The sequence below is a fragment of the Vibrio ezurae NBRC 102218 genome (assembly GCF_000467185.1).
GTDB lineage: Bacteria > Pseudomonadota > Gammaproteobacteria > Enterobacterales > Vibrionaceae > Vibrio > Vibrio ezurae.
Genome location: NZ_BATM01000019.1, coordinates 105,793 through 131,045 on the forward strand (window position 1 = coordinate 105,793; position 25,253 = coordinate 131,045).

Genomic DNA, 25,253 nt, shown 5'->3' on the forward strand with positions numbered 1-25,253 from the left:
AATGCGATTGTGGCATTCACTTGTCTAGCGCTACTTATTTTTACGTGCTCGGTTTTCACTTTGTACAGAGCGGATCATCTTACCTAGCTGTTTGTCTTGAGAACGTAGTTGGGCGAGTGATGCGCTATTTCTCGCTTGTTCCCGTTGTAACTTGAGGTAGTTATTTAATCGTCTTTCATCTAATTGGCCTTGCTGTAGCGCTTTTTGAATGGCGCAGCCCGGTTCATTTTGATGAGAGCAATCAGAAAAACGGCATTGAGCGGCAAGCGCTTCAATTTCTGCAAAGGTATCACTGAGTCCTTGAGAGACATTCGCTAATTGCAGTTCTCGCATTCCCGGAGTGTCGAGTAAGACCCCGCCACTGGGCATTGTGTGTAGGGTACGCCCTGTCGTGGTGTGACGACCTTTACTGTCGTCTTCGCGAATACCACCGGTTTCTTGAGTGTCATCTTGCAGTAGCGTATTCACTAAAGTGGATTTACCGACGCCCGATGAACCAAGAAAGGCCACGGTTTTTCCTGTTTTGCACCAAGGGGCCAGTGCTTGAACACTGCTAGGGTCTAATGCATTGACCGTTTCGACCATTAGCATGGCATCAAGCGATTGTACTTGCTGTGCCAAGGCGTAGCTGTCCTCGCAAAGATCGGCTTTGGTCAATACAATCACTGCCTCCACTTGAGCCTCATTCGTTAAAGCTAAGTAGCGCTCAACACGACTTAAATTAAAGTCATCGTTTAAAGACATCACAATAAAAACCGTGTCGATATTGGCGGCTATTTTCTGCTCGGCTAATTTAGAACCTGCTGCTTTACGAGAAAACTGTGAGCTTCTATCAAGACAGCGTTTAAACTGCATCTGCTTATCGAGGACCACCCAATCTCCCACCGTCATCGAAGGCAATGAGTCGTGCACCGCAAGAGTCACTTCTCTGTCTTCAGTGAGTAATTGATACCCCGAGCGATGGTGGGCACTTACCCTAGCAACAACCGACGTGTCGTAATCATCTAGGGTCAATTGTTGCTGAAAAAATGGCTGCCAGCCGAGAGTTTGTAGATTCATTAGTGTTTCATCATTTTCATTTTTTTAACCGGCACTGATAGGTTCAAAGTACGTCCGCTATCAAAGGTTAATGTTAGAGGAATGACAGTGCCTTCTTTAAGTGGCTCTGTAATATTAAACAGCATAATGTGCAGGCTGTGTGGTTTTAATACCGTTTCAGTTTTTGCTGGAAGCTGAATACGCTCAAGTTGACGCATCTTCATGACACCGTCAACCATGGCGTGAGTGTGCAACTCTGTCACCTTAGCCGCTGGCGTACTTGCTGAAACCAGCGCACGGTCTTCACTGGTGGGATTATCAATTGTTAAGAAGATGGCACTGGTCGTTGATGTTGGTGGTATTTCTTTGACATACGCATCGGACACTGTGATGGTATTGTGCGCATACACTAATGGTGAAAGTAGCAATAGGATAAAAGTAGAAATTCTGGCAATCATGGTTGTGTCTCCGTTGTGATGTCGTTGATGACTTTAATCAGTGGTGCTGGGGTTAGGGTATGAGGCACTTTGGTTATTTCTGTGCCATCAGGAGCGAGAAAATAAAAATAAGAACTGTGATCGACGGTATATTCAAGGGCTGAGCCTTCCAGTTCGGTTTTTATATGAATAACACCGTACTTTTGGGCCAGTGCGTCCAGGATATCAGGCTCGACTCTATAGCCTTCAAAATTTTTGTGAAAATACTGGGCGTATTGTGCAACGTCGTCACCGGTATCTCGCTCGGGATCTAGAGTAATTAAAATTGGACGGATTTTATTGCGCGCTTGGGCTGAGACCTGATTAAGGGCAGCGCTGAGCATCGCCAATGACGTCGGACAGACATCAGGGCAACGGGTAAAGCCAAAGTAGATGACATTAATACGCGGGTCGGTTGGGTGAAATAAGTGCGTTTGTTTATTCTCTTTTCCGGTCACTAACGGATTGCTGGTTTGCTCACTGAGTAGCCGTGCTTGTTTTTGCGTTTGTGCATCAAGGTAGCTTTTCACTGCAAACCCCAGCGCGGCAGCGATAATGAGAGTCAGTAGCCAATTCCGGTTCATCTTTGCATCCTTACTGAGATGGGAAGTTGTTCTGTTTCTGATTGAATAGAGCCAATCCACGTCATTGCATCGCTGTGGCAAACTGGCAGTAATAATGTACCGCTAAATATGCCGTCACCTTGATTAGTCAGTACAAATTTTGCCACGCCCATCGACATTTCTTTGCCTTCTAACTCGACCAGCAATTGAGGTTCAGTATTGTGGGGCCAATTCACTTCTAGTGTGGTCGGTTGCATGGGCGAGACCACGTCTTTCCCAAGTATTATGCTGACGTCATTGACGACGCAAGGGGCGCTAGAGAGTGGACAGATATTGTGAATGTCTAGGTGACTAGCTTGGTGATTAGCAAAGTGGTCTGAGTCAGCGACCATTGATTGGATCGAACGGTAGATATCTTGAGAAAAAAAGCCTAGTCCAAGCGCCAACAGCACCGCTAGGCTTTTTAATAATTTGTTCATTACTTGTCTTCGGCAAATTTCTCCAAAGCCAATACTAAACCAATCGCGAGCAACATCATGATAACTGCGAGTACAAGTTGTGACGAAGTCCCCGTTATCGACTCAAAACTGTGAGGCATTAGGTTTTTTTGTAACAGGGGAACCTGTTCACCACTGGAATTCACACGCCAGCTAAGCGTTTGTTTCCAAGGCCAAATTTTTGGCAAGGTGCCGACCATCAATCCCATCAGAAACATTAAGGTAATGTCTCGAAAGCGGTTTAATAGCCAAGAAAGGAGGTGTGAAAAGCTTAGTAAACCGCATAGACAGCCTCCAATAAACAACGCCAAAAAGCCAATATCTAGACCTTTTAACGCTCCTAAAACAGGGCTGTACATACCGATCAATAGCAAAATAAAGCTGCCCGAGATGCCCGGTAAAATCATCGCACAAATAGCCACGGCACCCGACAAGACAATGTTGATGGCTGTAGGTTCAAGATGCAGAGGATTCAGTACCGTCATGGCGTATGCCAAGCCCACACCCAATATAAACCCAATCCATCGACTGAGCTCAAAAGAATGTATCTGGCGCATAATATGCCAAACAGAAACTAAGATAAGGCCAAAGAAGAATGACCAAAGAGGCACTGGGTGAGTGACCAGTAGCCATGAGATCAATTTTGCCAGCGTTAATACGCTAGTGAGAATGCCTGCGAATAGAGAGATTAAGAACAGGCCGTTGATATGTTCAAAGGCGCCTTTTATTCCCTTCGAGCGCAATACGCCAATCAGTGAAGGATTGACGCGTCGGATGCTCTCTAACAAGGTCTCATAAATGCCAGTAATAAAGGCAACCGTACCACCGGAAACACCAGGTACAACATCGGCTGCACCCATAGCCAACCCTTTGAGGAAATTGGTGAAGTAATTCATAACGTTATTTTATACAACTCAGTCCATTAATGAGCTCATTGTAAGGGAAAGGGTAAGGGGGGGGAAGGGTGAAATCGAGACGGTTATGGCTAGATTGAAATTGCAGATGCTTGATGAATTATGAAATCTATAGAGAGTAATAATATTCTCTAATTACCTGTGGCATCATTTCGACATAAAGCTAGTGTAAGTTAAGTGCGTCCCAGTTTTTTATTTCATGGAAACCCAATGCTGTCCTCTCTCCCTCCTTTATTTGCTTTGTCTTTGGCTATTGTATTAGAGGTGGTTGCCACTTCTTTATTACCGAAAACCAACCAATTCACTTCTCTACCCACTACGCTAGCGGTCTTGGGCAGTTACGGCTGTGCCTTTTATTTGTTGTCTTTGACCGTCAAAAGCATGTCACTTGGTGTTGCGTATGCGATTTGGTGTGGCTCAGGCATGGTATTAGTGGCTTCTATCGCATGGATGTTTTACGGGCAAAAATTAGATATTTATGCGGTAGTGGGTATTGGTTTTATATTAACGGGAACCGTGATCATCAATGTGTTCTCTAACTCGGTCACTCATTGATAAAACGCTTTTTTAAGTGCTAGCAATGGCGGCTTTGCCTTGCTGGATACACCTTACTTAACCGTACCATTCATCTTTCTGTCATTAAAGTGGCAAATTTATGCAACCTAATTGAAGTAATTTCTTCTTTTATTTCGATTAGGTAAAGCTATGTTACCTCCACTGCGCGCTTTGGTCGCATTTGATGCGGTTGCCCGTCTTGGCTCTATTGGCGCTGCTGCTCGTGAACTTTGCGTCACTCAAGCCGCCGTCAGTCAGCAACTTAAAAGTTTAGAAGCCTTTCTAGATACAACCTTATTTGAACGCAGTTCAAAAGGGGTAAAGCTGACCTCATCGGCGCAGCAATATCAGCCGATTGTGTCGGGGTCACTTGCCCATCTTAAATTACAAACTCAAATACTGTTTGGCGAAAAAGAAACGGATGTCCTGAGTTTGCGCGTCAACCATACCTTTTGTCATAGCTGGCTGCTGCCTCGCTTACCTTCTTTTTATAAAAAGTATCCGTTTATTCGTTTAGATATTCAGCAAGTTGACTGGCCTTCAACAACGCCTTGCCAGAGCGTTGATATTGAATTGACCAATGGCAAAGTCGAAAGTGAAGACACCCATTGCGAACGCTTGTTTCAAGAGCATTGGCAGTTGGTGTGCAGTCCTGCTTTTAAAGCGCAACATCAGCAGCAGTTGAGTCAGCATGACTTTTCCTCACTGGCCACCGTGCAGGTGAAGGGCTATCGAGAAAACTGGCTGCAATGGCTAAGCCACAATCAATTTGAAATGACGATGCCGAAGGTTCTGTTAGAGGTGAGCAATTCTTTGCATGCCTTAGAAGCGGTCAAGCACGGCATTGGCATGTTATTGGTGCGCTCGCTGGTGGTATCGCAATTGCTCGATAAAGGTGAGCTAGTGCTGGCCTGTGATTCAAGCATGCCCGCTGAGTCTGCCCACTACTTAATCACCAAAAACCGCCGTAATGCCAAAGTAAATTTCTTCTGTGATTGGCTGTATCACCAAATGCAAGAGGGAGAGGCCGAGTAAAGATTTTCTTATGGATACCCATAAAAAAAATGAAAGGCGCTTCTACGAAGTTGTCACAAACAAAATGTAATTTGTATGCATACGAAACAAGAACGAGGTCACCATGAGTGCTTTCTCTGAACCACTGAAAAATCGCTTAAAGGTGCTGTTATTTACTGCGCCATTGCTGGTGCCATTGTTTACTTTTTGGCTGATGCCATTTGGGTATTCAATTTATATCAGCTTCACTGATTGGGACTACATTTCGCCTAACTACTCATTCATTGGTTTAGAAAACTATGAGTACATGGTCGAGGATTTTGAGTTTGTGCAAGCGGCGCTGAATACCTTTTGGTTTTCCCTTGGTGTCGTGATTCCGACCATCATTTTAGGTTTGGTTTTTGCGCTGTTACTACACAAAAATTTTCATGGTAGTCAGTTCTATCGCGCGGTGATCTTTTCTCCTTGGATCACGCCAACTGTGGCGGTATCGATTGTTTGGTCATGGGTGTTTGAGACCAAATCAGGGCTGGCAAATCATCTTTTAGAGTCGATGGGATTTAGCGCCATTCCGTGGTTAGAAAACGGCAATACAGCGTTGGTGGCGGTCATTATCGTGACAGTATGGCAGGCGATAGGTTGGACCATGCTGTTCTATATCAGCGCCCTGAACAAGATCCCGCATTCTTTATATGAAGCGTCTTTGATTGATGGGTGCAGCAGTTTGACGCGTTTCTTAAAAATCACGTTGCCACTGATATCACCGACCACGTTCTTTTTGGTGGTGGTTAACATCATCACTGCCATGCAGGCGTTTGATCAGTTTCAAATACTGACTCAAGGCGGCCCGGGCGGCGAAACCAGAACACTGCTGTATTTGTTCTATCAACAAGCGTTTGAGCGATATGAAATGGGGCCTGCGGCGGCAACGTCATTAGTCATCTTCTTGATTACTGGATTACTGGCACTGGCGAATACCTATATCGGTAAACGCTGGGTGTATTACTAAACAATTTTTGAGGACGAAATTATGAGCACGCAAGTGTTAGAGGCAAGTGAAGAGCTCCGTCACATCGCACTCAACAAAAGAATAAAGTCGTTATGGATGGGTACAACTCAAGGGTGGGCATTGCAGGCACAGCGTCTGTCGTTTCTGGCGTTAGCCAAGCATCTGTTCTTGTTGGTATGCGGAACCATTATGGTGTTCCCGTTTTTGTGGATGCTATCGGGTTCGTTAAAAACCAATGACGAAATCTTTGCCAATCCGTTGGATTTAATTCCGGCGCAGTTTCGCTGGGAAACCTTTGTCGAGACGTTCCATAGTGCGCCGTTTGGTTTGTATATTTTTAACAGTTTTAGCGTGGCGCTGTTCACCACTTTGTTGGTGATTGTCAACTCAGCGATGTTTGCCTATGCGCTGACACAGCTAAAGTTTCGCAGCAAAACCGTGCTCTATTTTGTGGTGATGGGCTGTTACATGCTGCCCGGCGCAGTGACTTACATTCCGTCATACATCACTTTGGCAAAATTGGGTTTGATTGATTCGCACTTGGGCTTGATTGCCTCTAACGCCGCCTCAGTATTTGGCGTGTTTTATCTACGACAAGTGTTTATCAAAGTTCATCCGTCTTTAATTGAGGCGGCAAGAATTGATGGTGCAGGTGAGCTTAAAATTTTATGGGCAATCATCTTACCGCAATGTAAAGCGGCAGTGGCAACGCTGTTTCTGATCACTTTTATTACTAACTACAACAGTTATATGTGGCCAAGCTTGGTGATTACCTCTCAGGAATTAAACCTGATTGCCACCGGGATTCGTCACTACTTTATTGCCGAGGGTAACTACGGCTTGAACTGGTCGCAAATTATGGCCGCCAGCACCATAGCCGTATTGCCTTTGTTAATTTTATTCGTCATTTGTCAAAAGACGATTCTTTCAGGTATCGCCGATAACGGCGTAAAAGAGTAAATAGAAATGAAACTAAAAACCTTAGCACTCGTGTGCGCAAGCGCAGCAACCGTTGCAATGTTTTCTAGCAATGTTCTGGCTGCTACAGAAGTTAACTTCTGGTACTCAGGTGGTACTAAACCACAGAAGATGATGAATGAGTTAATTGCAGAGTTTAATGCGAGCCAAGACCAGTATGTGGTTAAAGGGGCGTTGCAGGGTAACTATTCAGAAACGTACCAAAAACTACAAGCAGGTTTAGCCTCTAAAACGGCGCCAGAGTTGGTACTGCTAGATTCTGGTCGCGCGGTGGCAATGCATAACCGTGGTCTGAGCCGTGATTTGACTAGCTTTATGGATGCAGAATTTAATTTCTCTGACTTCATTGGCGCATTTAAAGATCAAGTTACCGCAGAAGATGGCTCTGTGATTGGTTTGCCTGCATACGGCACTACGCAAGTGTTTTACTACAACAAGCAAGTATTGGCTGATAACGGTTTTACTGAAAAAGATCTCAGCACGTGGCAAGGCGTGGCAAAAGTCGCAGAAAAAGTCACTCAGCGTGATGCGAAAGGTGACGTGACGTTTTACGGCTGGGAGCCAATGTGGGGCGCTGACAACCTAATTGATGCTGCATTTTCAAATGGCGCGAAGATCATCAGTGACGATGGCAAAACCGTGCTGATTGATTCTGCGCAGTGGGTTGAAGTGTGGGATAGCTTCCGCAAATGGATTCATGACGATCAAATCATGCGCATTCATTACGGTGGTCAAGGCTGGGAATACTGGTACAAAACCATTGATGACGTCATGAAAGACAAAGCTCTGGGTTATACCGGTTCATCAGGCGATCAGGGTGACCTTGATTTTACTAAGCTCAGCGCAACAACTCAGCCAGGTTGGGGTTCACATCCAGCTGCGCCACAAGCAGGTGCTTTGGTGTACGTAATGCCAAAAGGCACTGACGACCTAGCGGCAAAAGGGGCGTTTGAATTTGTTGAGTTCTACACCAATGCGAAAAACACGGCGGCTTGGTCAATGTTCACTGGTTACATTCCAGTGCGTAACAGCGTTTCTGAAGTATCAGAATACCAAGAGTTTACTCAGCAAAACCCGCAAGCTTTGATTCCTTTGAAGCAGGCGAACACGGCAACTAAAGACTTCTTAGACCCAACCAACGGCCAGATCATGGACGCATTGAAGTTGGCCGCCGATCAGGTGCAAATCCAAAACGTGCCTGCGGAAAAAGCACTGCAGCAAGCGGCTAAGAGAGCACAACGTGCACTAGATAGAGCCAACCGCTCTTAGTCACGGCTTAATTATCTATGTGCGTCTAACGTACTGAGCACATAGATTTAGCATACAGAAGTGGTCCACTTTAGGGTGGGCCATTTTTAATTGCCCTTTATTTAACCTAGATGAACTTGGTGAACATAATGACCTTATTTACAGGTGAAGTCACATTTGGCAGACAGCGCATGCTTTTTGACGTGCCTGTTGACACTGATTTGGTAAGAATTACCGGTACCACGGTGACTAAGGGATTCTTATACGCTGCGGTGTACGATGCAAAGCATGCTTTTCGTGGCAAAGTGTTGTTTGAAAAATCGCACAAATCTTTGCTTATCCAATCCCAAAACTCAGGTTTCGGCGCAATTGATGGTGAGATCAGCGCAGGCGAATGGTATTTGGAATTGTATAACTTAGAGGGCGAATTTCGCTCTGAACGTGCCATGCAATATCAGGTAGCGGTGCAGTGTATTAGTGATGCTGAAAATACCGATACCGATACCGATACCACGAGCTATGCCGCCCAAGCACAAGGCTATGCCGAACATTTACAACTGGCTTCTGTTGTGACGTCAGCGCACGACATTGATTTTGATTATTCAAATCTGCTTTGTTCTGAGTCACGCTGGTATCGAGGTGATTTGCATGCCCATACTCAACTTTCGGACGGGCACAATAGCTTGCAAGCGGCGAACGATATTGTCGAAGCGCAAGGTCTTGATTTCTTCTTTTTCACTGAACACAACATTTGTCAGCCGAAACTGCCTATATCTAAGCAGTGCCTCTTTTTACCTGCAATCGAAGTCACTACCGATCTGGGGCATTTTAATGTGCATGGGCCGACTAGCTCATTAGATTTAAGGGCGATTGAACACAGCAGTGTTGCCACCCTACAGGCGGGTTTGGATATCGCCACCCAAGGGCATAGCTCGATAAGTCTAAATCATCCCATGATGAAGCCTTGGCATTGGCAGTATCAAGATATTGCCCTAGCGCAAGTCTCTACCTTTGAAGTGTGTTGCGATCCCACTTGGTCTACCTCAGCCAAAGCGACCGACGATGCGCTACTGGTGCTAACGCAAATGTGGAATTGCGGCCATCGAATTACCGCAGTGGGTGGCAGTGACAGCCACTTACAGCCTCATGAGCGAAACCCAAAAGCTAATGAACCGTCGTTATATGGCGATCCTTCTACCTTTGTGTATAGCCACGGTTTAAGTGGTGAAGGGATATTGTCCGGGCTTAGAAACGGACAGGTTTATATCGAGCGTCGTTGCGGTTTGCAGTTTGCTATTTACTCAGGCGATAGCGCGACCCAATTACAGCCGGGACAAGACTCAAAAGGGCAGGCGTTAACTTATCAGTTATCGGTAACCGATAGCCATCATCCCTATTACGCAGAATGTATTGTCGATGGTGTTGTCGTAGCGCGTATTGTGCTGAGCGAGCAGCCGCAAGCGGTAGATATTGCCAAGGGATACGCTTGGTGCCGCGTAGATATCCGCCGCGGACATATGCCCGATAGCGGGAACATCGCCGCTGAACAAAATGAGTTTGAAGGATGCATTAACGCAGTATTTGATGGCTCAAAACCACAATTTAACCAACCCCTAGTCGATACTTGGGGAGAACTAATGGAGCGAATAAATAGTGACGAAGTATAAAGCACTGTTATTTGACAAAGACGGTACCTTACTCGAATTTCATAACATGTGGCTCAATGTTGCGCGCGCCGCCTGTGAGCAAGTTAAAGCGTATAGCGAGCAGCACAATGCCAACTCAGATGTGACCAGTAGTGAGCTTTTATTAGCGATTGGCGTTGAAGGGGATGTGGTTGATAACTATGGATTATTGGCCTCAAACCCTGTGGAAGATACCGCACTGGTGTGGTTTGAACTGCTGAAACCTAAAGTGACGTTAGTAGAATTTACCCAGATCACTAAACTGGCCTTTAATGAGCAAGTGGAACAAAACCCGCAGTGGATCGAGGCTTTGCCGGGCATTGGTGACAAGCTGAGCCAGTTAAAACAGCAAGGTATGTTGCTTGGCGTGGCCACAGCAGACACTAAAGATTCCACTCTTTATACCTTACAGCAATCGGGGTTAGAGGGGCTGTTTGACTATGTCGGCTATTCCGATGGTGATATTGAACCAAAACCGGCTCCAGCACTGCTCAATGCGTTTTGCGAGCAGTGCGGAATAAAGCCTCACGAAGTGATTATGTTTGGCGATACGGTATCGGACATGGAATTTGGTCGCAATGCGGGCGCAAAAAACGTCGGTGTATTAACCGGTACGGCGCAGCAACATGAGCTAGAGCCGATGGCGGATATTGTGATTGCTTCGGTGGCGGATTTTAACCCGACCGAATTTAACGAATTGATTTAAGGGTAGACCATGGCTGAAGTAACACTAAAAGGGGTAGAGAAAACCTACCCAAATGGCTTTAAAGCGGTGCACGGCATCAACCTTAATATTCGTGAAGGTGAGTTTATGGTGTTTGTAGGTCCGTCTGGCTGTGCCAAATCTACTACTTTACGTATGATTGCAGGGCTGGAAGATATTTCAGGCGGCGACATTTATATTGGCGATAAGCGGGTAAATGATCTGCCTCCAAAAGATCGTGGCATCTCTATGGTGTTCCAAAACTATGCGTTGTATCCGCACATGTCTGTTTACGACAATATGGCGTTTGGCTTAAAACAGCAAAAACTGCCTAAAGACGAGATACAAGAGCGTATCGCAGTGGCGGCTAAAACCTTAGATATTGAACATTTATTGGATAATAAACCCGGCGAAATGTCCGGCGGGCAAAGACAGCGCGTAGCACTAGGACGCGCTATGGTGCGCAAGCCGGATGTATTTTTGTTTGATGAGCCATTGTCGAATTTAGACGCTAAATTACGCGTGTCTACGCGAGTGAGCATTTCACAGCTGCACAGTGATTTAAAGCGAGAAGGGCAAAATGCCACCATGATCTATGTGACCCATGATCAGGTGGAAGCGATGACACTCGGCGATCGTATTTGCGTGTTAAATCAAGGCAAAATCATGCAGGTGGATACGCCGATGAACCTGTATCAATACCCTGCGAATAAGTTTGTGGCAGGCTTTATTGGCTCTCCGGCAATGAACCTAATTAAAAGCAAAATTATTGAGATTGACGGGGTGATGAGCGTCGAGTCTGAAAGTGGGGTTTGTTGGCAATTACCGCAAGATAAGCAAGCCATTGCGCGAGATAAAATCGGTCAGTGGGTGTGGTTTGGGGTGCGTCCAGAGCATATTCAATTGGCGCATCAAGACGATGATTTGGCAGTAGCCGTTAACACGCAAACCCATCCAGTCGATGTGGTGGAATCTATGGGTAACGAGCTGTATTTGTACTTCACAGTCGGTGATGACAAATTGGTGGCGCGCGTGCCGTTTGATGGTCAGCATATTGCAAAAAGTGGCGATGAAGCCTTATTGCATTTCAATACTGCTCAGTGTCATTTATTTGATTTACATACCGAGCAAAGTCTAGCCTTGAATGCAGACTAGCTTGCATGGCTCACCTACGCTTACATGCGCCTAGGTGAGCCCTATTACTCTGTTTTTATTTGGCTAAATGGTCTTATTTGGTTAAATACGCCATTAAGAACTGCGAAATCTTACGCATGTCTTCAATAGCAATATACTCTTCAGTGGTGTGTACTTTTGCCATACCTGTAGATAGGTTCACAATGGTTAAGCCTTTTTCCGCAAAGATATTCGCATCGCTACCGCCACCCGTAGAAGTGACGATAGGCTCAATGTCCAGTTGAGTGAACACTTCTTTGACTGACTGAATATGCGGGTGCGATTCAGGGATTTGGAACGGGTTGTAGGCGCGACTCGAAACGATATCAATTTTTGCGCCATGCTTAGTTGCTGCCGCTTCAAAAGTCTCGACCATGTGCGACACTTGCTTCGCCAGTTTACCTTCATCCAAAGAGCGAGCTTCTGCTTCTAGATATAGGCTTGGCATCACGATGTTGGTCGCCTGTCCGCCAGAGACTACGCCGATGTTAGCCGTGGTTTCTTCATCAATGCGAGAGAGGTTCATGTTGCTGATAGCATCAGAGGCAACAGTGAGCGCATTGATGCCTTGCTCAGGAGCAAGCCCTGCGTGAGCCGGTTTACCAGTAATAGTCACTTTTAAGTTTTGCTGACCCGGGGCAACGGCAATGATAGTGCCGATAGGGCCGCCTGAATCTAAAACGATGCCCACTTCTGATTCAATCTTAGCGCAATCAAATTCTTGTGAGCCACGTAGGCCACCTTCTTCATACACAGTGAACGCGATTTCAATGGTTTTATGCGCAAGGTTATTCTCTTGCAGGGTTTTTACTGCTTCTAAAATAGCGGCAATGCCTGATTTATCATCACCACCTAAAATGGTTTCGCCATTTGAGCGAATGATGCCATCTTCGATGATTGGCTGAATACCGTTACCTGGAGTAACCGTATCCATATGACAGCTAAGTACGATGCTGCCGTCTAGTGTGCCCGGTAATTTTGCATAAATGTTGAAGCCATTGGATAGCGTTTCAGGCACGGCAAGGCGCTCTACGCAAAATCCCAACCCTTGCAGTTGTGATTCAATATCAAGGGCAACTTCTTTTTCGTTACCTGATTCACTATCAATTTTTACTAAATGCAGAAAGTTATCTACTAAACGGTTTTGATCTACTTGTGTCATTGAATTACTTCTATATCTATTCATGAGCGCCTAGTTACCCATATTGCGTAGCGCTCATTCTTGATTTAGATCAATTTCAATTCCGATTTTAAAACAGATGCCCGTTAATCCATAAATGTGTGACGATGCTAGCAGCGTAACCTAAGGCAATTACGGGCATCCATTTTAAATGACCAAAGAAAGTATATTTGCCGTGCGCGGCGCCCATTAATGCCACTCCCGCCGCAGAGCCGATGGAGAGCAAGCTTCCTCCTACACCTGCGGTTAAAGTTACTAACAACCAGTTACCCATAGAAAGCTCTGGTTGCATGGTTAATATGGCAAACATCACCGGAATGTTATCGACAATAGCGGATAACACGCCAACCATTACGTTCGCCCAAATAGGGTCCCATTGGGTATACATGATTTCAGATACTAGCCCTAAATAGCCTAGCAAGCTCAATCCACCGACACACATAACTACGCCGTAGAAAAAGAGTAGCGTGTCCCACTCAGCGTGCGACACACGTCGAAATACATCAAATGGCACTACCGAACCTAAACGTTGTAGTGCCGCTTCATCATGGCGAGCTTCTGCTAATGCTCTTTTCTTCGCCAGCGAACTTGGCAGAGTTTTGCGTAAGAAAAAGCCGAAGAATTGCAAATAGGCCAGTCCCATCATCATGCCAATAACAGGAGGGAAGTGGAATAATCCGTGAAAGGCAACCGCAGTGGCAATGGTTAAAATAAACAAGCACACGATGCGGCGCGCGCCACGCTTTAATTCCACATGTTCATGCACAGTATCGGGCTGAGTAGTCGGCACAAATAAAGACATGATGACGGCAGGGATGATGTAGTTCACCACCGATGGCACAAACAAGGTTAAGAACTGTTCAAAATTGACGTGGCCTGCCTGCCATACCATCAGTGTTGTAATATCGCCAAAGGGACTAAATGCCCCGCCGGCATTGGCGGCAATCACGATATTAACGCAGGCAATGTTAATGAATTTATAGTTCGTCCCACCAACCTTCATGACCACAGCGCACATTAATAGCGCGGTGGTGAGGTTATCGGCGATGGGGGAGATAAAGAAGGACAAGATCCCGGTCAGCCAAAATAGAGAACGCAAGTTAAAGCCTTTGCTGACCATCCATGATTGCAGTGAGTCAAACAGGCGACGCTCTTCCATTGCGCTGATGTAGGTCATGGCGACCAGTAAGAATAGCAGCAGCTCGGAATACTCTAATAAATTGTGGTCAAGTGCACTCTTGGCAATATCAATCTCTCCGAGCCTTAAAAAAGTGAAGCCAATTAAAATCCAAATCAGTCCGGCTGCCAATAACACGGGCTTTGATTTTCTCAGCTTTAGCACCTCTTCACCCATTACCAAACAATAAGCAATGGCAAAAATAAACAGTGCCAGATAGCCGACGCCAGATTGAGTGAGATCGGGCGTGCTATGGCTGGTGGCCGCAAAGCTTAATGGAGAAAAGAATAGGGATAGAAATGCCAGAAATAATATGGACGAATAAGACTTCACTGCGACTCCTTGCAGACAATACCTTGCGGACAATAAATCAGTATTGATAGTGGCTTTTGATTGACTATGCTGTAATAGTCACGTGTAACAGTAATTAACAAAAGCAACAAGTTTCACATAGCCTAAACCTGAAACCAAAACAATAGCTTGCGGTGGATCACTTTTTACGAACTCAAATGAAATAACTTGGTTAACCTTTGGTTTTTATTTGGTTAATGCTAAGTGTTGCTTTGATTGATGCAAAGTGCGGTTTATTGAAAAGTGTTTGTGTTTTATTTCAGTGATTTGAATGGATAAAGAATAAGGGATTTTATGAATCAACCAGTCGATAGCTATAATGCAGAAGCGTCAAAAAAACGCGTTTTATTGCTATTTGCGCATCCTTCGCAAGGGCGCTCAGAAGTGAATGTCGAATTGTTTAAACTCGCTAACACCATTACTGGTGTGACGTGCGTTGATTTATATCGAGACTATCCTAAATACGACATCGATATTGAGCGAGAACAACAGCGACTGCGAGAGCATGATGTGGTGATCTTTCAGTTCCCTTTATATTGGTATTCAACCCCCTCAATTCTTAAAGAGTGGCAAGATTTGGTTTTAGAATACAACTTTGCCTACGGCCCTAAAGGGACTGCGTTACACGGTAAGCGTTTGTTGTGCGCCATTACCGCAGGTGGCAAAGAACAGGCATATCAATGTGATGGCTACATCCATTACACCATTCGAGAACTGCTGCACCCTATAGAGCAAACTGCCTCATTAATTGGCATGCAATATTGGGCGCCGTTTGTATTGTTTGGCGCAAGAACCGCGGTTGAAGAAGGGCGGGTGAGCGAGCATTTACAGCAGTGGCAATTACTGCTACATGCCATCGTTGAAGACAAGGTGGATCTTGAAAAAGCGGGTCGGTTACCTCAATTAAGTGGGCATTTATTAGAATCAGCATTGTTATCTAGCGTTGATGCAGAGCCACAAACAAAGGGAGAGGTGTAATGACTGGATATTTCTTACAGGCATTTATCTATCTAATTGCGGCTGTCATTGCAGTGCCGATTGCTAAGCGTCTTGGTTTAGGTTCGGTGTTGGGTTACTTAATTGCAGGGGTCGTAATTGGGCCTATTACCGGTCTGGTGGGCGCAGAGACGGCAACTATTCAGCACTTCGCGGAATTTGGCGTCGTTATGATGCTGTTTTTGGTCGGGCTAGAGCTAGAACCTAAGATGCTGTGGAACATGCGCAATCGCCTAGTGGGGCTTGGCGGGATTCAAGTGGCGGGCACTGCGGGCATAGTAATGGCTATTGCGTTGATGTTAGAGGTGCAGTGGTCGATTGCGCTGGCGATCGGTCTTATTTTCTGCCTCTCATCTACTGCTATTGTGCTGCAAACCTTTAGCGAAAAAGGATTGAGTAAAACTCAAGGCGGGCAAAACGCTTTCTCGGTATTGCTGTTTCAAGATATCGCCGTGATTCCTATGTTGGCGTTTATTCCGTTACTTGCCTTGCCTGAACTGATTACTGCCGCGCAATCGGCAGTGGTCGAAAGCGCAAACCATCACCCTGAACTGAGTTTAGTTGCCGGACTTCCGGGTTGGGCGTATGGATTAGTGATCACCGCTTCTATTGTGGCGGTCGTCGTAGGAGGGCACTTTATTAGCCGTCCACTGTTTCGTTTTGTGGCTTCATCCGGCTTGCGCGAGATTTTTACCGCTACAGCACTGATGCTAGTGATTGGCATAGCCGCGCTTATGGGATTAGTCGGTTTGTCACCTGCGCTAGGTACATTTTTAGCTGGGGTAGTGCTGGCAAACAGTGAGTTTAGGCATGAATTAGAGTCCAATATCGAGCCGTTTAAAGGCTTATTGTTAGGGCTGTTTTTTATTACCGTCGGTGCGGGCATCAACTTTGCTATTTTGTTCGATGATTTCTTGCTTATTTTGGGGTTAACACTGGGCTTAATGCTGCTTAAAGGCGTTGTTTTATGGTGTCTCGCAGTTGTCTTTAAAATAAAAGGGGTTAATCGCTGGCTGTTTGCACTAAGTCTTGCGCAAGCTGGGGAGTTTGGGTTTGTACTGCTTAGCTTTACTGTGCAAAACAATGTACTGCCTAGCGATATTGCGAGTACCTTGTCCTTGGTTGTGGCGCTGTCGATGTTCTTTACGCCTGGCTTATTCATTGTTTATGAAAAAATCATTGTGCCGCGATTTGAAAAGCAAACCAATCAAGGCGAACAAGATGTGATTGATGAACAAGGCAAAGTGATTATTGCAGGGGTCGGGCGCTTCGGCCAGATAGTGAACCGACTGCTAGTCAATAATGGTGTTGAAACGGTAGTGCTGGATCATCAAGCAACGCAGGTCAGTAACTTACGTAAAATAGGCACTAAAACCTTCTTTGGCGATGCCACTAAACCGGATCTGCTACACACCGCAGGCATAGAGCAGGCCAGAGCGTTAGTGGTTGCCATTGACAATCAGGAGTCGTCAGTACAATTGGTGAAATATGTTCGGCACACCTATCCGCAAGTTAAAGTTATTGCCCGAGCCTTTGACCGTGGGCACTTTTATCAACTGCGTCAAGCGGGCGCTCATCATATCGAAAGTGAAACCTTCCACTCTGCGCTAGAAGTAGGCACCGTCGCGTTGCGTTGTATGGGTTTTCACCCTTTTCAAATAGAACAACAACGTCATTCTTATATTTACGTAGAGAAACAGAGCTCAGATGAATTATATAATGCTTGGTTGGATGATTCTGAGGGTGAGCGTTACGACAATAACTTCATCAAGCTGTTTATTGAGCTTGAAGATAAAATACGTGATGCCATGGGCTCAGATCGTCATGACGGTGATTCGCGCGCTGAAAGAGGGTGGACGCCACCACCAAAAGGCTATGCAGACCAATTTGAGGATAAGCTTGAGTGATAAATAACAAATCGTGGCAAACACCAAAGAATTTCTTAATTCTAATCTCGATTATTGTGCCAGTGGCATTTTCAAGCTGGATGGCACTGTTAAATAACTTTGTGATTGAAAAAGCCCATTTTAACGGTGCAGATATTGGTTTGCTACAAAGCGTTCGTGAGATCCCGGGCTTTTTAGCCTTTAGTGTTGTATTTGTGCTGTTGTTTATTCGCGAGCAAAAATTCATGTTACTGGCCTTGGTGATGCTTGGCCTTGGCACATTGTTAACAGGCTTTTTTCCTAGTGTCACTGGGTTACTGCTGACCACATTATTAATGTCGAGCGGCTTTCACTATTTTGAAACGCTAAAGCAATCACTGTCATTGCAATGGCTGTCCAAAGAAGAAGCGCCAGAAATGCTCGGCAAGATGATCTCTATTGGAGCACTGGCTTCATTGATCACTTACGGCGCATTGTGGGTGATGTTGCAAGTGCTTAAATTGGATTACGCTACGGTCTACGCCATTACGGGTGGCATTACTGTTATATTAGTTGCAGTAATGGCCTGTTGCTTCCCTCAATTTAAAACCGATACCGTGCAAAATAAAAAGCTAATTCTAAGAAAACGCTATTGGCTTTACTACGCGCTTACCTTTATGAGCGGAGCGCGTCGTCAGATATTTACCGTATTCGCGGGCTTCTTAATGGTAGAGAAGTTTGGCTATTCGGCTGCGGATATAGCCCTACTGTTTTTGATTAATTACTCGTTTAACTTTTTGTTCGCCAAGAAAATTGGTCGTTTGATCGGTAAAATCGGTGAGCGAAAATCCATGATGTTTGAATATGTTGGCTTGATTTGCGTCTTCATTGGTTACGCAGTTGTAAAAGAAGCACACTGGGCTGCCGCTTTATACGTGGTTGATCATCTCTTTTTTGCCTTAGCGTTAGCCATCAAAACTTATTTCCAGAAAATTGCCGACCCTGCAGACATGGCCTCGACAGCCGGAGTCAGCTTCACCATAAATCATATCGCTGCGGTTGTTATTCCGGTGACCTTTGGCATCATTTGGCTAACTTCACCATCGCTAGTATTTGTGATTGGCGCAGCAATGGCAGGGGTTTCTTTGCTATTGTCCTTGAATATTCCAGCCCATCCAACAGAGGGAAATGAAGTGAGATTTCTTCATTGGGGTAAGGCTTAATTCATAGAAAGACATGGTGCTTTGAAGTTGTAGTCGCTCCCTCTGGACGGGGGAGCATTGAATATAGACGTATTGCTAGAAAAGATACTGTCGTGTGTTTGATAGTTGCTTACTTTACCTATTGCTTGCTTAACAAGAACTTACATAAATCTCGCTCCTCACCCATAAAATACAAAATATAGATTTTATCAAGCTCCTGTTTGTAGAAACAAAACAAGGATTAGCCACTACTTCACGGTAATTCAAATGGCTGAGCTCGGGTGGTACACGACCTGATTTTGGGAGCAACTCTAGCCTTTTAACTTTCTCGAAAACGGATTGTACGAGCAGCTTTGCTGCAACCATATTCTCCAAAGCTATATACTCTGCAATATCGTTTAAATCAGATAACGCTGGGTCAGTGCAAATTACTTCAGCCATTTTGCCATCTTGCTCTTCGCTTCAGAGTGGGATGTAACTCTACTATCAGCGATAGCACATTCACCTCTAGCAATTCCCTCTAAGATAGCTAAACGATTCTGCAAAAACTCATAGTGGTCTACGTCAACTAAGTAAGCAGAAGGTTTACCGTGTTCGGTGATTAATACAGGCTCTTTGCTATCATGTAGCTCAGTAAGGATCTTCGTAGCTTGACGCTTAAGTGAAGTTACCAGTTCAACTTTCATAGTTGTCACTCCAAAAGTATTCTATCACTTTGAGCTTCGTAAGTTCTGTGACCGCTAACGCGCATTCAGGTGGGTAACCCAATCACAATACCCCTGAATTCAGATAACGTCGCACCAAGCAGACTAAAATAGTGGGCTATAATATGTAGCGAAGCGGAACTTAACCCTCTTTGATAAACCGTTAGCTTTTGTTCTTTAAAGCGTGAGCAGAAACCACTCTGGTACAATCAGAAACTTTGCCACTCTCGCTCTTAGTTTTTAGCTGTGTACTATTTAACAATATGATTTCTTCCTTAGAGCTAATGCTTTCAAGTGATTTAATTTTGTCTATATCGTTTTTAGCGTCTGCATTTTTAGCGACAGCCTCAACAATCTCAACATTAGTTGTCAAAACTTTACCTTCTAGCTTCCAAGTGCCTTCTAAGAAAAAATCATATTCAAGTGCTCTGTGATCTGCCTGAGTTATTGAATTAGCGAAGGCTTGGATGCTTCCATCAGGAGAATAGATACTCACAGACTCAAGCCATGATACTGGTAATATGGAACTACATTTCCAAGCACCAGTTAACATGCTTGAATTTGCTGACGCAGTTGAAGCCGACATGCAAATCAGTAAAAACAGTGGCGCTCCCTTTATGTTCATAATCTTCCCTCTTAATTTTACTGTTTGTTTAATGAAAACTAACGTCCAGGTAGCGGGCTAGAACAGTTGGTATAAAATTATTACAATAAAGGACAAATACCGAGTGTTTTATTTCATATTTAATTTTTGTTAGGTATTTATTCTGCAACTATTACGGTAAAGGCTGCTCATTGCTCACCAAGTGGTTTTGTGAAATCGGCAGATCTCACCTGAACAGTAACCTCATAGTTACTTTCAAAAACCTGACGTTCAAAAGATTTATTCTGAACTGCTAATAACCTCAAAGTCCATCTTCATTATCCAATTTCATTGTGAATGCCTAATATTATTAGTAACTGGCTTGCTCGTTATGTTGTTTGTCTAATTTTTGTTTAACCTATCATAAGTAATTGAAATATAATGTATATACTTCACATTTTGTGTTATGAATTTACTTGATAAAGAGTGTGTGCTATCCCTTTTTAACAATGCACGTTATCTTAGGAAGAGTAGTGCTACCCCTATGAACAACAATAACGTATTAAATCTCTTATCGACAAAACGAGACTGGATCCTTAGCAAAACAAGCCATTTTTCATACTCAAACCAAATTCAACCCCAATAAGCTATATGTGTGGTCAAGTAAATTCAGCTATTTCACCGCTGTTGGTATCTGTGATTGGCACAGCAGTGGCAGGGCTTAATTTATAGAAAGCTATGAGACTTTGAAATTGTAGTCGCTCCCCTTGAGTGGGAGATAAAGTGGTAGTAGCCCCAAATTTGATACCCCTCCCATTTAAGAAGCTGAACATTACCGTAATTAGATAGTGGCTAACAAAATGTAACTACTAAAGAAGATAATTCAAACATGTATTCACTAGAATAAGTAACGTAAAGACGTTACTAATCGAAATAGTAACGTAAATGCATTACTACTAGAAGAAGTAACGTAAATGCGTTACTATTGAGGGTGAGTAGCAATACAGCACTACTTATGCATATGAGAGCTTAGATATGGAAGAAATAGAGCAAGAAGAACGAGTCAGGCCTATAGCAGTAATAAGTGGAGATATTGTACGCTCTACTGAACTAGAGCACAGTATGTATGAAGACTTACTCTATACATTGCATAATCAGCTATCATTGATTCGTTCTCTAAATTCAAACAACAAGTTCGAAGTTACTAGAGGCGACTCTTTTCAAGTTCTAGTTCTAGATGTTGAAAATGCCGCCACATACGCACTACTACTGAGAACCAGTTTAAAAAGTACGAATAGCAATTATGATTGCAGAATAAGTCTTGCTATAGGGAATGATGTATCTATACGACATACAATAGGTAGTTCAACAGGTGATGCTTTCACTTTATCAGGAAGAGCACTAGACAATATGAGCACAGATACATTGAAAGTATCGACTCTAGTACAACCGTTCAATGAACATTTTGGCCTACTAACTAAATACTTGGATCGTCAGGTATCAGAAATGACAGAGCGCCAATGCGCAATCACATATATTATCCTTAAAAATCAACACTCCCTTACACAGAAAGAAATAGCAGAGTTATTGGGTGTGAATAGAGTATCAGTAAACCGCTCAATAAATTCAGCAAACCTAAATTTAATAACTGAATACACTCAACTATTCGCGCAAAAAGTAAGGGAGTTTTTTCTTTGAATGCATTTATAATCTTATTTCTACTTCTTGTTATTTTACATGTAATGGCCGACTTCTACTTTCAACCCGCATCATGGGTTCGAGACAAAAATGATAATAAAAGAAAGTCTCACAAGCTATATATACATTCGGCAATACAGGCTTTAGTTTCCTGCATCCCAGTATTATTTATCACTACAGATTGGCGTTCCATTAGTTGTATGTTAATTATTATTGGAGTTTCTCACTGCTTAATCGATCTTGCAAAGACATACTTAGGAAAAAACTTACGTTACTTCATTCTTGATCAAATACTACACGTAGCTGTCTTGTTTGGAATCGCTTTACATATATCCCAATTAGAACTGCCTTTATCAGCAATGAAGGATATTATTTTTACTAAAAGCACATTAGCAATCGCACTTGCTTATATTGTAATTTTTAAGCCCACTTCGGTTATCATTGGTTCTATTTTATCTAAATATACGCCAGATTCGAATGAGGAAAATGAAGGTTTGATTTCAGGAGGGGTTATTATCGGATATTTAGAGCGAACACTAATTTTAACTTTTACTATTGCCGGGCAATTTTCTGTCATTGGATTCGTATTAGCTGCTAAGTCGATCTTCAGGTTTGGTGAACTAAATAATGCAAAAAATCATAAACTAACAGAATACGTTTTATTAGGTTCATTACTTTCAGTAGTGATTACATCGATTATTGGATTGGCCGTAAAGAACTTTATTTAGAAAGCCTAACACGTATCAATGGGGTCCAATGGGGTCAGGTCTTGAATTCTGCAAAGGGAAAAATGTTTCCTGCATCTCTAGCATTGCAAATGACATATGATCTGTGAGCTTGTGATAGCAAGTTTTAGGGAAAACCCCGCTACAGATCCCTCCGTAGCGGGGTTTTTAATACATCGACTCAATGGACGATTAGTGATCCAAATACAGGTAGTTCTGCCAGCTCTTCATGCGAATGAGGATTTTACGCATGATAGAGACATGGTGGAAACTATCAGAGTACACGGCGATTTCGACCGATGTGCCTAATGGTAACTGGTATTGGGATATATCATCATTTAGGTGCAGTTTTACCAGTGCGCGACCAGATACATTTAGAGACTGAGTCCCAAGTAGTCGACCCGATGCTTGCACTTCACCTTCTGCCATTGCGGGTATGACATTCACGACTTCACCAGAGAAGACTTTGCCCGGTAAACTTGGGAACATAAATTCTGCTTCAAACCCTGGCTCTAGGCGTTGTAATGAGTTTTGACGAAAGGCGCCAACGTAATCAAACTCTTCAGCATGAATAAATACCATGGAAGGGGCGAGTGGTAATGGTACCGCCATTTGTCCGGGACGTAAGATCAATTGCGTAACAAAACCATTGGTTGGCGCTCTGACGACCGTTTCATTTAGGTTAAACTCGGCTTGGCGAACCTCAGCTTGCAGGCGAGCGACGGTGGTGTTCTCTCCTTCAATCTCTGATTCAAAGGCGACACGAGCACTGTTTTCTAAGGCAATTTTAGCCTCTAAAGTTGCTTGTGCTCCTTTTAGGTTTTGACGACGAGTGTCCACTTGTTGCGCTGTAAATGCGCCTTTTTTGTAACCTGCGTAATAACGGTTAAATTCTTGACGAATTCGATCACGTTCCGCAATAGAGCGAATCACTTCAGCTTGAGCGGCTTTATAATCCGATTCCAATTGGTAGACGTCTTGTATGGCCGCCGCTAAATCCGCTTGCTTACTCATTAGCGCCGCTTCATAAGGTTCGGATTCGATGGTGAACAGTGGCTCACCCTTTACGATGAAGGTATCGGGTTTCACATTTACTTCAACCACACGACCTTTTACTGTCGGTACAATAGGGGTGGTGTTGTAAACTTGACGGCCGATTTGGGTAAATGGGTGGTTGTAGTTCATCAGCAGTATTAAAGTGCCAATTAAAACCACGCCTCCTAATACAGCGGTAGGGACACTCCATTTATTCAATGGGATCTTAAAAATCTTAAAAATAGCAACACAAAATGCGGTGTAGGTCAGTATCAGCAGTAAATCCATTACGCTTCTCCTTCACTGTGTTCGGTTGTGGCTTTTGCTGTAGTTTGAGGCTGCGTTTGCTGTTGTTGCGCCTCTTTCAGTTGCGCCACTTGTTGAGTTAAGTCATTAAGTTGCTGGTTGAGTTGAGTAATGTCATGATGCAAATCTGACTGTTCTTGCTTGATTTGCGTCATTCCCCATCCACGGTCTTCACGCCATAGCGTGGCCCATATCCAAAGAAATGGCCAAAGGGCATGTAGGGTAAAAAGGCTGATCCAACCGGTAACGTGAATGGCATCTTGGTGAGGGTGGTTTCGTTTTTTGGCGATTTCGTAGGGGATATCATGAATAACGATCACCCCGTAAAAAAGGACCAGAGCAACGAAGACTAATAATCCTAAAGCAACATAATCGAGAAGCATGTTTCATCCTTGTAATGCTTGTTCTAATATTGTTACTTTATTTTTAACCTTTATCTAAGTGAATACAACTACTTTATTGATTATATGAGTATTTATATGATGGATAAGTAAGAGGTACAGATGACAACGGCGCTTCTTTATCACCTAAAAATCGTAGAAATACCCAGCTTAATAGCACAATCGCAATCCTTCGTTTGGTCGTGATGTTATCATCAAATGTACTTGTCGTTGAGTCGACTTTATTACTTGCAGTATGAGGGTGTAATGTGAGCGTTATCGGAGAAGTTGCGGCCATTGGTGCGGCAATAGTTTGGGCCATCGCCACATGGATCTATGGCCAGTTTAGTCATCGCTTTAGTGCGTTGCAGCTAAATATGATCAAAGGCATTATCGGCTCAGCAATGATGATGTTGGTGTTTCCCTTACTGCCTAAAGCGAATATTGAAATTTCTCAGCAACACGCACTTATATTGGGGATATCTGGCGTCATTGGTATTGCGATTGGCGATAGCGCCTATTTTGCGGCCCTAAAACGCATAGGCCCTAATCATACATTGCTATTAGAGTCCCTTGCGCCGCCTTTGTCTGGTGTGTTGGCTTTGCTCTTTTTAGGTTTAGGGCTGAGCCTGTTTAACTGGCTAGGGATACTGGTTACGACCGTTGCGGTTGTGTTGGTGGTGATGCAGCCTTCAGGGTCTAAGAGTGGTCATTCAAAGTCTGGCATTGCTTATGGCCTGCTCGCCAGTGTGTGCCAAGCCAGTGGTGTGGTTATTTCTCATTTTGCGTTAGTAGCTGGGGATATTAATCCGCTGCTAGGCGCCTTGCTTCGGCTTTCTCTGGGTACGCTTACGGTAGCGATGATCATTTCTTGGCTACAACCTAAGCCATTTTCAGACTTGTTACTTAAATCAAAACAGATGGCGCATTACGACCGTTATTATCTGCTTGTCGCTATTGCTGTGGGGACGTTTCTGGCCTTATGGCTACAGCAAATTGCCCTTAAACATGCCAATCCTGCCATTGCACAAACTCTCATCGCAACCAGTCCATTATTCATGTTAGTGATCTACAAGATAAAGGGAATGCAATTATCTAAACGCTCTATATGGGGGACGCTGGTGGCAATTTTAGGTGTGGCAATGCTATTAATGGGTTAGGTTGCTCTGTAAAAAGCATTCGAAATCATTTTATTTCG

Annotated in this window: 25 protein-coding genes and 1 pseudogene; 14 read left to right on the top strand and 12 right to left on the bottom strand. The window is 44.0% G+C overall.

Going from position 1 to position 25,253, the window contains the following annotated elements; translation table 11 throughout:
• Positions 1-30: 30 nt before the first annotated feature.
• From rsgA to VEZ01S_RS07350, 5 genes are read right to left on the bottom strand one after another with little or no spacing between them, the layout of a single operon-like run.
• Positions 31-1,059, bottom strand: coding sequence for a ribosome small subunit-dependent GTPase A (gene rsgA, locus VEZ01S_RS07330; RefSeq protein WP_021713384.1), 1,029 nt, complete (start codon positions 1,057-1,059; stop codon positions 31-33).
• Complete coding sequence (locus VEZ01S_RS07335; RefSeq protein ID WP_021713385.1) at positions 1,059-1,496, bottom strand: copper chaperone PCu(A)C; 438 nt, start codon at positions 1,494-1,496, stop codon at positions 1,059-1,061. Before VEZ01S_RS07335 ends, rsgA begins: the two co-directional genes overlap by 1 nt.
• Entirely contained in the window at positions 1,493-2,098 is a 606-nt protein-coding gene (locus tag VEZ01S_RS07340; RefSeq protein WP_021713386.1) for an SCO family protein, read from the bottom strand. Before VEZ01S_RS07340 ends, VEZ01S_RS07335 begins: the two co-directional genes overlap by 4 nt.
• Positions 2,095-2,556 carry a hypothetical protein gene (locus tag VEZ01S_RS07345; protein WP_021713387.1) on the bottom strand — a complete coding sequence of 154 codons (462 nt, stop codon included), beginning with the start codon at positions 2,554-2,556 and terminating at the stop codon, positions 2,095-2,097. Before VEZ01S_RS07345 ends, VEZ01S_RS07340 begins: the two co-directional genes overlap by 4 nt.
• Positions 2,556-3,470, bottom strand: a complete 915-nt coding sequence (locus VEZ01S_RS07350; RefSeq protein ID WP_040890401.1) for a polyprenyl-phosphate transporter — start codon at positions 3,468-3,470, stop codon at positions 2,556-2,558. The genes VEZ01S_RS07345 and VEZ01S_RS07350 overlap by 1 nt, the downstream gene beginning before the upstream one ends.
• 228 nt (positions 3,471-3,698) lie before the next feature.
• Between VEZ01S_RS07350 and VEZ01S_RS07355 the strand changes: the two genes are divergently transcribed.
• From VEZ01S_RS07355 to VEZ01S_RS07390, 8 genes are all read left to right on the top strand, one after another.
• Positions 3,699-4,043: a DMT family transporter gene (locus VEZ01S_RS07355; protein WP_021713389.1), complete on the top strand. Its 345-nt coding sequence runs from the start codon at positions 3,699-3,701 to the stop codon at positions 4,041-4,043.
• A 150-nt stretch (positions 4,044-4,193) separates the two neighbouring features.
• Entirely contained in the window at positions 4,194-5,078 is an 885-nt protein-coding gene (locus VEZ01S_RS07360; protein WP_021713390.1) for a LysR substrate-binding domain-containing protein, read from the top strand.
• A 103-nt stretch (positions 5,079-5,181) separates the two neighbouring features.
• A complete protein-coding gene (locus tag VEZ01S_RS07365; RefSeq protein WP_021713391.1) occupies positions 5,182-6,066 on the top strand; it encodes a carbohydrate ABC transporter permease in 885 nt (294 codons plus the stop codon).
• Positions 6,067-6,162: 96 nt separating this feature from the next.
• Positions 6,163-7,026 (top strand): carbohydrate ABC transporter permease, encoded by an 864-nt coding sequence (locus VEZ01S_RS07370; protein ID WP_373277883.1) that lies wholly within the window; start codon positions 6,163-6,165, stop codon positions 7,024-7,026.
• A gap of 6 nt (positions 7,027-7,032) precedes the next feature.
• Positions 7,033-8,313, top strand: coding sequence for an extracellular solute-binding protein (locus VEZ01S_RS07375; RefSeq protein ID WP_021713393.1), 1,281 nt, complete (start codon positions 7,033-7,035; stop codon positions 8,311-8,313).
• A gap of 128 nt (positions 8,314-8,441) precedes the next feature.
• Positions 8,442-9,959, top strand: coding sequence for a CehA/McbA family metallohydrolase (locus tag VEZ01S_RS07380; RefSeq protein WP_021713394.1), 1,518 nt, complete (start codon positions 8,442-8,444; stop codon positions 9,957-9,959).
• The gene (locus tag VEZ01S_RS07385; RefSeq protein WP_021713395.1) at positions 9,946-10,683 is read left to right on the top strand and encodes an HAD family hydrolase; all 738 of its coding nucleotides are present in this window, start codon (positions 9,946-9,948) and stop codon (positions 10,681-10,683) included. Before VEZ01S_RS07380 ends, VEZ01S_RS07385 begins: the two co-directional genes overlap by 14 nt.
• Positions 10,684-10,692: 9 nt before the next feature.
• Entirely contained in the window at positions 10,693-11,835 is a 1,143-nt protein-coding gene (locus VEZ01S_RS07390) for an ABC transporter ATP-binding protein (RefSeq protein ID WP_021713396.1), read from the top strand.
• Between the two features lie 73 nt (positions 11,836-11,908).
• Here the strand turns inward: VEZ01S_RS07390 and VEZ01S_RS07395 are convergent, their stop codons facing one another.
• Positions 11,909-13,015, bottom strand: coding sequence for a M20/M25/M40 family metallo-hydrolase (locus VEZ01S_RS07395; RefSeq protein ID WP_021713397.1), 1,107 nt, complete (start codon positions 13,013-13,015; stop codon positions 11,909-11,911).
• A gap of 88 nt (positions 13,016-13,103) precedes the next feature.
• The gene (gene nhaD, locus VEZ01S_RS07400) at positions 13,104-14,516 is read right to left on the bottom strand and encodes a sodium:proton antiporter NhaD (protein WP_439654005.1); all 1,413 of its coding nucleotides are present in this window, start codon (positions 14,514-14,516) and stop codon (positions 13,104-13,106) included.
• Positions 14,517-14,855: 339 nt separating this feature from the next.
• Here nhaD and VEZ01S_RS07405 point away from each other — a divergent pair, with 339 nt between their 5' ends.
• From VEZ01S_RS07405 to VEZ01S_RS07415, 3 genes are read left to right on the top strand one after another with little or no spacing between them, the layout of a single operon-like run.
• Entirely contained in the window at positions 14,856-15,539 is a 684-nt protein-coding gene (locus VEZ01S_RS07405; RefSeq protein ID WP_021713399.1) for an NAD(P)H-dependent oxidoreductase, read from the top strand.
• A complete protein-coding gene (locus VEZ01S_RS07410) occupies positions 15,539-17,464 on the top strand; it encodes a monovalent cation:proton antiporter-2 (CPA2) family protein (RefSeq protein ID WP_021713400.1) in 1,926 nt (641 codons plus the stop codon). Before VEZ01S_RS07405 ends, VEZ01S_RS07410 begins: the two co-directional genes overlap by 1 nt.
• Complete coding sequence (locus tag VEZ01S_RS07415) at positions 17,461-18,645, top strand: MFS transporter (RefSeq protein ID WP_021713401.1); 1,185 nt, start codon at positions 17,461-17,463, stop codon at positions 18,643-18,645. Before VEZ01S_RS07410 ends, VEZ01S_RS07415 begins: the two co-directional genes overlap by 4 nt.
• A 118-nt stretch (positions 18,646-18,763) precedes the next feature.
• On the opposite strand, the pseudogene VEZ01S_RS07420 reads toward VEZ01S_RS07415, so the two are convergent.
• The 3 genes and pseudogenes from VEZ01S_RS07420 to VEZ01S_RS07430 form a co-directional block, all read right to left on the bottom strand.
• Positions 18,764-19,065: pseudogene (locus VEZ01S_RS07420) on the bottom strand (type II toxin-antitoxin system RelE/ParE family toxin).
• The gene (locus VEZ01S_RS07425) at positions 19,053-19,310 is read right to left on the bottom strand and encodes a type II toxin-antitoxin system Phd/YefM family antitoxin (protein ID WP_021713402.1); all 258 of its coding nucleotides are present in this window, start codon (positions 19,308-19,310) and stop codon (positions 19,053-19,055) included. The pseudogene VEZ01S_RS07420 and the gene VEZ01S_RS07425 overlap by 13 nt, the downstream one beginning before the upstream one ends.
• A 181-nt stretch (positions 19,311-19,491) precedes the next feature.
• A complete protein-coding gene (locus tag VEZ01S_RS07430; RefSeq protein WP_021713403.1) occupies positions 19,492-19,953 on the bottom strand; it encodes a hypothetical protein in 462 nt (153 codons plus the stop codon).
• A gap of 993 nt (positions 19,954-20,946) precedes the next feature.
• Here VEZ01S_RS07430 and VEZ01S_RS07435 point away from each other — a divergent pair.
• Positions 20,947-21,609, top strand: coding sequence for a MarR family transcriptional regulator (locus tag VEZ01S_RS07435; RefSeq protein WP_021713404.1), 663 nt, complete (start codon positions 20,947-20,949; stop codon positions 21,607-21,609).
• On the top strand, positions 21,606-22,337 hold the full coding sequence (locus VEZ01S_RS07440) for a DUF3307 domain-containing protein (RefSeq protein ID WP_021713405.1): 732 nt from the start codon (positions 21,606-21,608) through the stop codon (positions 22,335-22,337). The genes VEZ01S_RS07435 and VEZ01S_RS07440 overlap by 4 nt, the downstream gene beginning before the upstream one ends.
• A 189-nt stretch (positions 22,338-22,526) precedes the next feature.
• Here VEZ01S_RS07440 and VEZ01S_RS07445 read toward each other — a convergent pair whose 3' ends face one another.
• Both VEZ01S_RS07445 and VEZ01S_RS07450 read right to left on the bottom strand, forming a co-directional pair.
• The gene (locus VEZ01S_RS07445; protein ID WP_021713406.1) at positions 22,527-23,657 is read right to left on the bottom strand and encodes an HlyD family secretion protein; all 1,131 of its coding nucleotides are present in this window, start codon (positions 23,655-23,657) and stop codon (positions 22,527-22,529) included.
• Positions 23,657-24,058 carry a DUF3302 domain-containing protein gene (locus VEZ01S_RS07450; RefSeq protein WP_021713407.1) on the bottom strand — a complete coding sequence of 134 codons (402 nt, stop codon included), beginning with the start codon at positions 24,056-24,058 and terminating at the stop codon, positions 23,657-23,659. The genes VEZ01S_RS07445 and VEZ01S_RS07450 overlap by 1 nt, the downstream gene beginning before the upstream one ends.
• A gap of 266 nt (positions 24,059-24,324) precedes the next feature.
• Here VEZ01S_RS07450 and VEZ01S_RS07455 point away from each other — a divergent pair, with 266 nt between their 5' ends.
• On the top strand, positions 24,325-25,215 hold the full coding sequence (locus tag VEZ01S_RS07455) for an EamA family transporter (RefSeq protein ID WP_021713408.1): 891 nt from the start codon (positions 24,325-24,327) through the stop codon (positions 25,213-25,215).
• Positions 25,216-25,253 lie beyond the last annotated feature (38 nt).

Excerpts from the sequence above, each read along its gene's own strand:
- rsgA (WP_021713384.1), bottom strand. The coding sequence starts at position 1,059 with ATGAATCTACAAACTCTCGGCTGGCAGCCATTTTTTCAGCAACAATTG.
- VEZ01S_RS07335 (WP_021713385.1), bottom strand. The coding sequence starts at position 1,496 with ATGATTGCCAGAATTTCTACTTTTATCCTATTGCTACTTTCACCATTA.
- VEZ01S_RS07340 (WP_021713386.1), bottom strand. The coding sequence starts at position 2,098 with ATGAACCGGAATTGGCTACTGACTCTCATTATCGCTGCCGCGCTGGGG.
- VEZ01S_RS07345 (WP_021713387.1), bottom strand. The coding sequence starts at position 2,556 with ATGAACAAATTATTAAAAAGCCTAGCGGTGCTGTTGGCGCTTGGACTA.
- VEZ01S_RS07350 (WP_040890401.1), bottom strand. The coding sequence starts at position 3,470 with ATGAATTACTTCACCAATTTCCTCAAAGGGTTGGCTATGGGTGCAGCC.
- VEZ01S_RS07355 (WP_021713389.1), top strand. The coding sequence starts at position 3,699 with ATGCTGTCCTCTCTCCCTCCTTTATTTGCTTTGTCTTTGGCTATTGTA.
- VEZ01S_RS07360 (WP_021713390.1), top strand. The coding sequence starts at position 4,194 with ATGTTACCTCCACTGCGCGCTTTGGTCGCATTTGATGCGGTTGCCCGT.
- VEZ01S_RS07365 (WP_021713391.1), top strand. The coding sequence starts at position 5,182 with ATGAGTGCTTTCTCTGAACCACTGAAAAATCGCTTAAAGGTGCTGTTA.
- VEZ01S_RS07370 (WP_373277883.1), top strand. The coding sequence starts at position 6,163 with ATGGGTACAACTCAAGGGTGGGCATTGCAGGCACAGCGTCTGTCGTTT.
- VEZ01S_RS07375 (WP_021713393.1), top strand. The coding sequence starts at position 7,033 with ATGAAACTAAAAACCTTAGCACTCGTGTGCGCAAGCGCAGCAACCGTT.
- VEZ01S_RS07380 (WP_021713394.1), top strand. The coding sequence starts at position 8,442 with ATGACCTTATTTACAGGTGAAGTCACATTTGGCAGACAGCGCATGCTT.
- VEZ01S_RS07390 (WP_021713396.1), top strand. The coding sequence starts at position 10,693 with ATGGCTGAAGTAACACTAAAAGGGGTAGAGAAAACCTACCCAAATGGC.
- VEZ01S_RS07395 (WP_021713397.1), bottom strand. The coding sequence starts at position 13,015 with ATGACACAAGTAGATCAAAACCGTTTAGTAGATAACTTTCTGCATTTA.
- VEZ01S_RS07405 (WP_021713399.1), top strand. The coding sequence starts at position 14,856 with ATGAATCAACCAGTCGATAGCTATAATGCAGAAGCGTCAAAAAAACGC.
- VEZ01S_RS07410 (WP_021713400.1), top strand. The coding sequence starts at position 15,539 with ATGACTGGATATTTCTTACAGGCATTTATCTATCTAATTGCGGCTGTC.
- VEZ01S_RS07425 (WP_021713402.1), bottom strand. The coding sequence starts at position 19,310 with ATGAAAGTTGAACTGGTAACTTCACTTAAGCGTCAAGCTACGAAGATC.
- VEZ01S_RS07430 (WP_021713403.1), bottom strand. The coding sequence starts at position 19,953 with ATGAACATAAAGGGAGCGCCACTGTTTTTACTGATTTGCATGTCGGCT.
- VEZ01S_RS07435 (WP_021713404.1), top strand. The coding sequence starts at position 20,947 with ATGGAAGAAATAGAGCAAGAAGAACGAGTCAGGCCTATAGCAGTAATA.
- VEZ01S_RS07445 (WP_021713406.1), bottom strand. The coding sequence starts at position 23,657 with ATGGATTTACTGCTGATACTGACCTACACCGCATTTTGTGTTGCTATT.
- VEZ01S_RS07450 (WP_021713407.1), bottom strand. The coding sequence starts at position 24,058 with ATGCTTCTCGATTATGTTGCTTTAGGATTATTAGTCTTCGTTGCTCTG.